Origin of the sequence: Citrobacter sp. Awk 2 (assembly GCF_028069815.1) — a bacterium.
Lineage (GTDB): Bacteria > Pseudomonadota > Gammaproteobacteria > Enterobacterales > Enterobacteriaceae > Citrobacter.
Window position 1 is genome coordinate 24,800 of record NZ_JANEWL010000051.1, and the last position, 7,861, is coordinate 32,660.

Below are 7,861 nucleotides of genomic sequence, written 5' to 3' on the forward strand. Positions count from 1 at the left end.
TCTCTGGATCAGACAACGGATAACAACTATGAACAAATCAGGGAAGTACCTCGTCTGGACATTGCTCTCCGTGATAGGAGCATTTGCCCTCGGCTATATTGCGTTAAACCGTGGTGAGCAGATCAACGCGTTGTGGATAGTCGTCGCGTCGGTCTGTGTCTACCTTATCGCTTACCGTTTCTATGGCCTGTACATCGCGAAAAATGTGCTGGCGCTGGACCCGACGCGTATGACGCCAGCCGTGCGCCATAACGACGGTCTGGATTATGTTCCTACCGATAAAAAAGTACTGTTTGGCCACCATTTTGCGGCAATTGCCGGAGCGGGTCCGTTAGTTGGGCCGGTGCTGGCGGCGCAAATGGGCTATCTGCCCGGGATGATCTGGCTGCTCGCCGGGGTAGTGCTGGCGGGGGCAGTGCAGGACTTTATGGTGCTGTTTGTTTCTACCCGTCGCGATGGTCGTTCCCTTGGCGAACTGGTGAAAGAAGAGATGGGCCCTACAGCCGGTGTGATTGCGCTGGTGGCCTGTTTTATGATCATGGTGATTATCCTTGCCGTGTTGGCAATGATCGTCGTGAAAGCGCTAACGCACAGTCCGTGGGGAACCTATACCGTCGCATTCACCATCCCGCTGGCGATTTTTATGGGGATTTACCTGCGCTATTTGCGTCCGGGGCGTATTGGCGAAGTGTCAGTCATCGGTCTGGTATTCCTTGTTTTTGCCATTATTTCCGGCGGCTGGGTTGCGGAAAGCCCGACCTGGGCACCGTATTTTGACTTTACTGGTGTACAGCTGACGTGGATGCTGGTGGGCTACGGTTTCGTGGCTGCCGTGTTGCCGGTATGGCTGCTGCTGGCACCGCGAGATTACCTCTCGACCTTCCTGAAGATTGGTACCATTGTGGGTCTGGCGGTGGGTATTCTGATCATGCGTCCAACGCTGACGATGCCTGCGTTAACCAAATTCGTTGACGGTACCGGTCCGGTATGGACGGGTAACCTGTTCCCATTCCTGTTTATTACCATTGCCTGTGGTGCAGTCTCTGGTTTCCACGCGCTGATCTCATCCGGTACCACACCGAAGATGTTGGCGAATGAAGGACAGGCCTGTTTTATTGGCTACGGCGGGATGCTGATGGAGTCCTTTGTCGCCATTATGGCGCTGGTCTCCGCATGTATCATCGATCCGGGCGTGTATTTTGCGATGAACAGCCCGATGGCGGTGCTGGCCCCTGCGGGTACGGTGGATGTGGTCGCTTCTGCGGCGCAGGTCGTTAGCAGTTGGGGCTTTGCGATTACCCCGGACACCTTGCACCAAATTGCCAATGAAGTGGGTGAGCAATCCATTATTTCCCGCGCAGGCGGAGCGCCGACGCTGGCCGTTGGGATGGCTTACATTCTGCACGGTGCGCTGGGCGGCATGATGGATGTGGCGTTCTGGTATCACTTCGCCATTCTGTTTGAAGCCCTGTTCATCCTGACGGCGGTTGATGCGGGTACCCGTGCCGCGCGCTTTATGCTGCAGGATCTGCTGGGCGTCGTCTCACCGGGGCTGAAACGGACCGACTCGCTACCGGCGAACTTGCTGGCAACCGCGTTGTGCGTACTGGCCTGGGGTTACTTCCTGCACCAGGGCGTGGTCGATCCGTTAGGCGGTATCAACACCCTGTGGCCGCTGTTCGGTATCGCCAACCAGATGCTGGCCGGTATGGCGTTGATGCTGTGTGCGGTCGTACTGTTCAAGATGAAACGTCAGCGCTACGCGTGGGTGGCGCTGGTGCCAACCGCCTGGCTGCTGATTTGTACGCTGACTGCGGGCTGGCAGAAAGCGTTTAGCCCGGACGCGAAAATCGGCTTCCTGGCTATCGCTAACAAGTTCCAGGCGATGATCGACAGCGGTAACATTCCGGCGCAGTACACTCAGTCGCAGCTGACGCAACTGGTATTTAACAACCGTCTTGATGCTGGCTTGACTATCTTCTTCATGGTGGTCGTGGTGGTACTGGGTCTGTTCTCCATTAAAACTGCGCTGGCAGCGTTGAAAGAGGACAAACCAACGTCGAAAGAAACACCGTACGAACCGATGCCCGAGAATGTTGAAGAGATTGTGGCGCAGGCGAAAGGCGCGCACTAATATTCTCTTAACGAAAAAGCCCTCTCCTTAATGGGGAGGGCGTTTGTACGACAGGGACTCACTATGTTTGAAACACTCGCTAAAGCTGGGAAGTATTTAGGGCAAACTGCCCGATTGATGATTGGTGTGCCGGATTATGACAACTATGTTGAGCATATGCGTGTTACGCACCCGGACCAGGTACCGATGACTTATGAAGAATTTTTCCGCGAGCGCCAGGATGCGCGCTATGGGGGGAAAGGCGGCGCGAAGTGCTGTTGAATTTTTGCCGGATGGCGCTAACGCTTATCCGGCCTACAACATTGCATTGGCCGTAGGCCTGATAAGGAGAAGCCGCCATCAGGCAACCTGCACCATAGTCACACCGTAAACGTCTCTACCTTCTCAAATGCCGCACGCAGTGTTTCCGGTGTTAGCTTCACCGGCAGCGCATGAATGGACTCCACCGGGCGCAGAGTGTGCGCGATCACCTTATCGATTTCGGCGCGGTTATTGATGTCCACTTCCAGTTGAGCCAACCGGGTTGGCAAATTGAAGCGCTGATAAGCGGTAATTAATTGCGTTAGCACATCATCTTGTCCTAACAGCGCGCTCTGCACCAGTATGCCGTACGCCACTTTGGTGCCGTGTAAAAACTTCTCCGTTTGCGGCAGGACGGTCAGGCCATTATGCACTGAGTGTGCCGCTGCTACGCGGGTATAGCGCTCGCCCAGACCGCCGACCATACCACCGCCAGCAATGATCGCATCCACCACGTCGCAAAATGCACGGGTCAGTTCACCACGCTGTTTATCTGCCAGCGCCTGTTCGCTGCTCTGAAGGAGAACGTCGCGGATCGCCAGTGCGCCGTTGATGCCCAGACGTACGGTCAGCGGTAAGGTTTCAGGCTGTGGGGCGAGCACAACCGCTTCGTACCATTTCGCCAACGTGTCCCCGATACCGGCCAGCAAATACGCGTCTGGTGCATTAAGCACGATCTCTGGCTCTACCAACACCAAAAAATTGGCATCATCGAAAATTTCGAAATGCAGTGCCTGACCAGCATCGTTGTACCACACGGAGAGCGGCGTCCAGGCAGCACAGGTGGCGGCAATGGTTGGGATTGCCACAAAGGGCAAACCAAGGCGGCGCGCCAGTGCTTTGGCGGTGTCGAGTAATGTCCCGCCGCCCACGCCAATCAACACGCTACGGTCGTCTCCTGCCTCTGTTGCCAGTTGAGCAACATCGGTTTCGCTGCAATGACCCGTAAACAGCAGACGTTTAGCCTCGGCAAGTTGAAAGGCCTCAGGCAGATAAGGCCGGGCTGCAGCGATGGCGCGCTCACCATATACCCAGACGGCGCGTGAGAGTTGATCCTTGGTGAAAAAATCGTTGAGTCTCGACAGGCTGCCGGGATGGGAAAAATAGTTGGCCGGGCCGGTGACGACGCGAATCTCGGTATTACTCATGTTGTGTTGTCCTTTTGACTGTCCTGTCCAGGCAGGTTATTTTTATATAGACGTCTGAACGTCTTGATTGCCAAATACTAGCATCGTGCTATAGTGGCTTCAACCACAACATTACACGCTGGGATAACAATAATGAGTAATAACCCGCTGATTCCGCAAAGCAAACTGCCTAATCTGGGCACCACTATTTTCACGCAAATGAGCGCGCTGGCGCAGCAGCACCAGGCGATTAATCTCTCACAGGGATTTCCTGATTTTGATGGTCCACTCTTTTTACAAGAACGTCTGGCGTATCACGTCGCGCATGGCGCAAACCAGTATGCGCCGATGACGGGTGTGCAACCGCTGCGCGACGCCATTGCCGATAAAACCGCCGAGTTGTATGGCTACAAACCGGATGCAAACAGTGACGTGACGGTAACGGCAGGGGCGACAGAAGCGCTGTATGCCGCCATTACGGCGCTGGTACGTCCCGGCGATGAGGTGATATGTTTTGACCCGAGCTACGACAGCTATGCGCCTGCGATCGCATTATCCGGCGGCGTGGTTAAACGCATCGCGCTGCAACCACCGTCTTTTCGCGTCGACTGGCAGGAATTTGCTGCGCTAATCAGTGACCGCACGCGGCTGGTGATCCTAAATACGCCGCATAACCCTTCGGCTACGGTATGGCAGAAGGCGGATTTTGAGGCGTTATGGCAGGCTATTAACGGGCATGAGATTTATGTTGTCAGTGACGAAGTCTACGAGCATATCTGTTTTGCCACGCATGGGCATGCCAGCGTGCTGGCGCATCCGCAACTAAGGGAGCGCGCAGTTGCCGTTTCATCATTTGGCAAAACCTATCATATGACGGGCTGGAAAGTGGGGTACTGTGTTGCGCCACCGGCTATCAGCGCGGAGTTACGTAAGGTCCATCAGTATTTAACCTTCTCGGTCAACACGCCGGCACAACTGGCGCTGGCGGATATGCTGCGCGAAGATCCGACGCACTACCGTGAGCTGCCCGCGTTTTATCAGAGAAAACGTGATGTGCTGGTGAATGCACTGCGTGACAGTCGGCTGGAAATACTGCCCTGCGAAGGGACGTACTTTTTGCTGATTGATTACAGTGCTGTTTCTGATCTCAACGATGTGGAATTTTGCCAATGGCTGACTAAAGAGGTCGGTGTGGCGGCGATCCCACTGTCCGTTTTCTGCGCCGATCCTTTCCCCCATAAGCTGATTCGCCTGTGTTTTGCGAAGCAAGAATCGACGCTGCTGGCAGCGGCAGAACGCCTGGTTGCGCTGTAGCTATTTCACCGTCCAGGCTTTGGAGAATCGACGGTCGGCAAATAACTCTTGCAGACCGTTGATTTGCTTCAGACGTAAGACTTCGTCGCTATCCATCCCCAGCTCGTTACCGATTTTCTCTTCGCTCCAGCCTAATTGTGATAATTCACGAACGATTTCCGACATGGCATGGATTTGATGCCGCCCACGGGCTCGATTGTGGCGGATTGTCGCCGCCATGCGCTCATGACGCCCGCGTTGTAGGCAGGTAACGGGCAGATAACCTTTCAGGCGTGATTTTAGCGATGATTTGTTTTTGCCGATTTCATGTCGATGGAATCCATCGACGATTTCATATTCTTCCTGGGCTGATTGAACCACAACGATCGGCTGTGTGAAGCCATCGGCTTCAATGGATTTCAGCAATAACTTTTTCTCCGGCGGCGCAACGTTATTTGGGTTGTAATCATTTGGTGAAATTGCGTTATTTTTGATCCACAGAACACAGTCTACCGGTTCTTCACGGAAAGGACTGACACTATGGATTGCCATCCTGAATTCATTGATTGCTTCGATTCGTTCTTCTTCTGAAAGACCAGAAAGAAAACCGGTGAGTTCCTGAGTTAGTCGTCGTTGCATAAGATCCCCCATTCCTGGCGTTTGGTTTTCATACGTTCGTTATAACGCTGATAGTTTTTCATTTTTGTGGGACTGAATGAGAGTGCCCGACACCAGTAGTCATTATTCAGCAGTACTTTGCAGATCCGTCTCCATGAGGGGATGTCTTTAGAACCAATATCGCTTTCTTGGGATTGAGGAATCTCATCGATCCCCTTTTTCTTGTACCACTGTATATAGACGGCGATTTTGTTGCGGTAGTGTTCTGCGGTCTGTTCCGGCATGCTGTCTAATAGCAGCATGGCATACGTTTGCCAGCTTAAATGCTCTGGTTTTAATATTTTACGGTGGCCGTAAAAATGATTGTCATGACCAGCGTAAATCCCGCCGCTTTTAACACCGCTAACCCGGGCACACATGGCTGCCCATCGCTGTGGCTCAATAACATGATACAGCCACAGCCCCTGGCGTTGTTCCGGGCCAAAGGGTTCGCAAATACGCATATATCGTGTTGGAACTCCGGCCTGGTACATCAGGTTATACAAGGGGTTGCATGACATTTTTGTTTTTGCAAACCATGTCCAGATATCGGCTGTTTTCCAGTCATACATTGGATAGATATACCATGTATGCCCTCCTGGTGCGGCGGTAGTCCACGGTTTGTCATCGGCAAAACGCTGCTTACGTGAATGGGCAATGGCGACAAAACGGTTATATGACTCGTCGGCACGGATACCCACCATCATTGCCGCAGGGCGTTTTTCAGAAAACCAGTCAGCGAACTCACGAACGAATTGTTCAAAGGTCATGCCGGGTTGATAGAAATGAAAGAAATTGGGATCGGTAATCGCATCTGCTGGTGGTTGTCGCACCCATTGTGTATTGGGTTCCCAGCACTGCCATTCCGGTTGAAATTGTGAGAGAGAATTTTGTGTGGTGAGCGGTATTGCTACCCAATAAAAGCGTTCAATAACGTCAGAATAGCGTTCTCGTAGCGCTTCAACATAGTCGATAGTGCAAGAGAATTGCGCTTCCCAGTCAATAAACAATACGCTGATTTTTTTATGTAACTGGCGCGCAAGAGTGGCGGTGAGATGCATCATGAGTCCGGAGTCTTTTCCTCCGGACAATGAAACGCACACGCGAGGCAGTGTTTCCAAAGTCCAGGTGATGCGTTCCTGAGCGGCTTCCAGAACGCTCTGACTCAGTGGGATTTTGTAAACAGACATAGCAAGTCCATACTGAATGAATAAACGAGTGACATTTCTAATATATACTTGCAATAAGATAGGCTAATTTACGCGGCGTGCAACATTTAAATATATTCACGTAATATATTTAAATGTTGTTCTTATTTGCTGTAATAATATTTTCTCAGTGGGGTATTATGCTTTGTTTGTTTCTTTCACTTATTTTAGTGATAAATTCTTCGAAGTTTTTATTGTTGAGCGATGCCCGGTTATACATTAAAAATAGAACCATTGATGGTAATTTAAGGTTTGTGTTGACCTCTTTTAAATTAAACAGAGGGGCGTACAGTTCAAAAGTGACTTTGGGAAGAAAACCGATAATATCCGTGTGGGATATAATGTTGATAAGTGACATTAGCGAATCACTACAAAATCCTGTCTTACGATTAGACATAAAAGAATTTGCTTCAGAACGGTACTCTTTCACACCAGCATCGTCAGTGATAAGTTGTGTGAATTGCTCCTCAAGTATTTCATTTAAAGTCACATTATCATGTATTCTGGGGTGGTTTTTGCTACAGGCTAATACGGTTTCGACCGTTCTGAATGGCGTGTATATAATCGAGCGATTAACAACCGGTGATGTGGTGATGACAACATCTGCTTTACGGTAGGCTAGCAGATCCTCCGCTGTTTCCGATGTTATCAATATGTCATGGTGTTCAATTTCAACATATTGGTCTTCCCTGATAAATTGAATTAACTCAGTTACGTACGTGTTATTGATAATTTGCGGGCTGTAAATAACAAATTTTTTCTTCAGACTGGAGCTGTGCATGATGTTTATTGTTTCTTCCAGACTGTTGAGATTGTTCTCAAGATGATGATGCAGGTTGACCGCCGTTACGGTAGGCGTAATACCTTTTCCTGCACGAATAAATAGAGGATCATTGAATTGTGCACGCAGCCTTTGTAACGACTGGCTAACGGCTGAGGGAGTAATAAACAGCGTTTCGGCGGCCTTGCTTATGCTCAGATTTTGATAGATACATTCGAAAATAACCAGCAAGTTGAGATCGAATTTTTTGAGGTCGTAAAGGTTAGCCATACGCTAATTCCTGTTTGAGTTTTGTTGTGAAATATTCTTTTTTGTTATGTGTAAGTTGTAATGCATTATCATTGCGTATACATATAAAACT

Annotated in this window: 7 protein-coding genes; 3 read left to right on the forward strand and 4 right to left on the reverse strand. The window is 50.6% G+C overall.

Annotated features, from left to right (window positions below):
* The first annotated feature begins 28 nt into the window (after positions 1-28).
* Together cstA and NNO02_RS13745 are read left to right on the forward strand one after the other, a co-directional pair.
* Positions 29-2,134 (forward strand): pyruvate/proton symporter CstA, encoded by a 2,106-nt coding sequence (cstA, locus tag NNO02_RS13740; RefSeq protein WP_271455036.1) that lies wholly within the window; start codon positions 29-31, stop codon positions 2,132-2,134.
* 63 nt (positions 2,135-2,197) lie between these two features.
* Entirely contained in the window at positions 2,198-2,395 is a 198-nt protein-coding gene (locus tag NNO02_RS13745) for a YbdD/YjiX family protein (protein WP_202039182.1), read from the forward strand.
* A 98-nt stretch (positions 2,396-2,493) separates the two neighbouring features.
* On the opposite strand, the gene NNO02_RS13750 is transcribed toward NNO02_RS13745, so the two are convergent.
* Positions 2,494-3,582 carry an oxidoreductase gene (locus NNO02_RS13750; RefSeq protein WP_271455037.1) on the reverse strand — a complete coding sequence of 363 codons (1,089 nt, stop codon included), beginning with the start codon at positions 3,580-3,582 and terminating at the stop codon, positions 2,494-2,496.
* Positions 3,583-3,714: 132 nt separating this feature from the next.
* Here NNO02_RS13750 and NNO02_RS13755 point away from each other — a divergent pair, with 132 nt between their 5' ends.
* Positions 3,715-4,875 (forward strand): pyridoxal phosphate-dependent aminotransferase, encoded by a 1,161-nt coding sequence (locus NNO02_RS13755; RefSeq protein WP_271455038.1) that lies wholly within the window; start codon positions 3,715-3,717, stop codon positions 4,873-4,875.
* Here the strand turns inward: NNO02_RS13755 and NNO02_RS13760 are convergent, their stop codons facing one another.
* The 3 genes from NNO02_RS13760 to citR form a co-directional block, all read right to left on the reverse strand.
* Positions 4,876-5,493 (reverse strand): IbrB-like domain-containing protein, encoded by a 618-nt coding sequence (locus NNO02_RS13760; protein ID WP_137384530.1) that lies wholly within the window; start codon positions 5,491-5,493, stop codon positions 4,876-4,878.
* Positions 5,478-6,701, reverse strand: coding sequence for a phosphoadenosine phosphosulfate reductase (locus tag NNO02_RS13765; RefSeq protein ID WP_271455039.1), 1,224 nt, complete (start codon positions 6,699-6,701; stop codon positions 5,478-5,480). Before NNO02_RS13765 ends, NNO02_RS13760 begins: the two co-directional genes overlap by 16 nt.
* Before the next feature lie 145 nt (positions 6,702-6,846).
* Positions 6,847-7,770 (reverse strand): DNA-binding transcriptional repressor CitR, encoded by a 924-nt coding sequence (gene citR / locus NNO02_RS13770; RefSeq protein ID WP_271455040.1) that lies wholly within the window; start codon positions 7,768-7,770, stop codon positions 6,847-6,849.
* Between the last annotated feature and the right edge of the window lie 91 nt (positions 7,771-7,861).

Bases quoted from the DNA above. Each gene is read 5' to 3' on its own strand.
- cstA (WP_271455036.1), top strand. From the start codon at position 29: ATGAACAAATCAGGGAAGTACCTCGTCTGGACATTGCTCTCCGTGATA.
- NNO02_RS13745 (WP_202039182.1), top strand. From the start codon at position 2,198: ATGTTTGAAACACTCGCTAAAGCTGGGAAGTATTTAGGGCAAACTGCC.
- NNO02_RS13750 (WP_271455037.1), bottom strand. From the start codon at position 3,582: ATGAGTAATACCGAGATTCGCGTCGTCACCGGCCCGGCCAACTATTTT.
- NNO02_RS13755 (WP_271455038.1), top strand. From the start codon at position 3,715: ATGAGTAATAACCCGCTGATTCCGCAAAGCAAACTGCCTAATCTGGGC.
- NNO02_RS13760 (WP_137384530.1), bottom strand. From the start codon at position 5,493: ATGCAACGACGACTAACTCAGGAACTCACCGGTTTTCTTTCTGGTCTT.
- NNO02_RS13765 (WP_271455039.1), bottom strand. From the start codon at position 6,701: ATGTCTGTTTACAAAATCCCACTGAGTCAGAGCGTTCTGGAAGCCGCT.
- citR (WP_271455040.1), bottom strand. From the start codon at position 7,770: ATGGCTAACCTTTACGACCTCAAAAAATTCGATCTCAACTTGCTGGTT.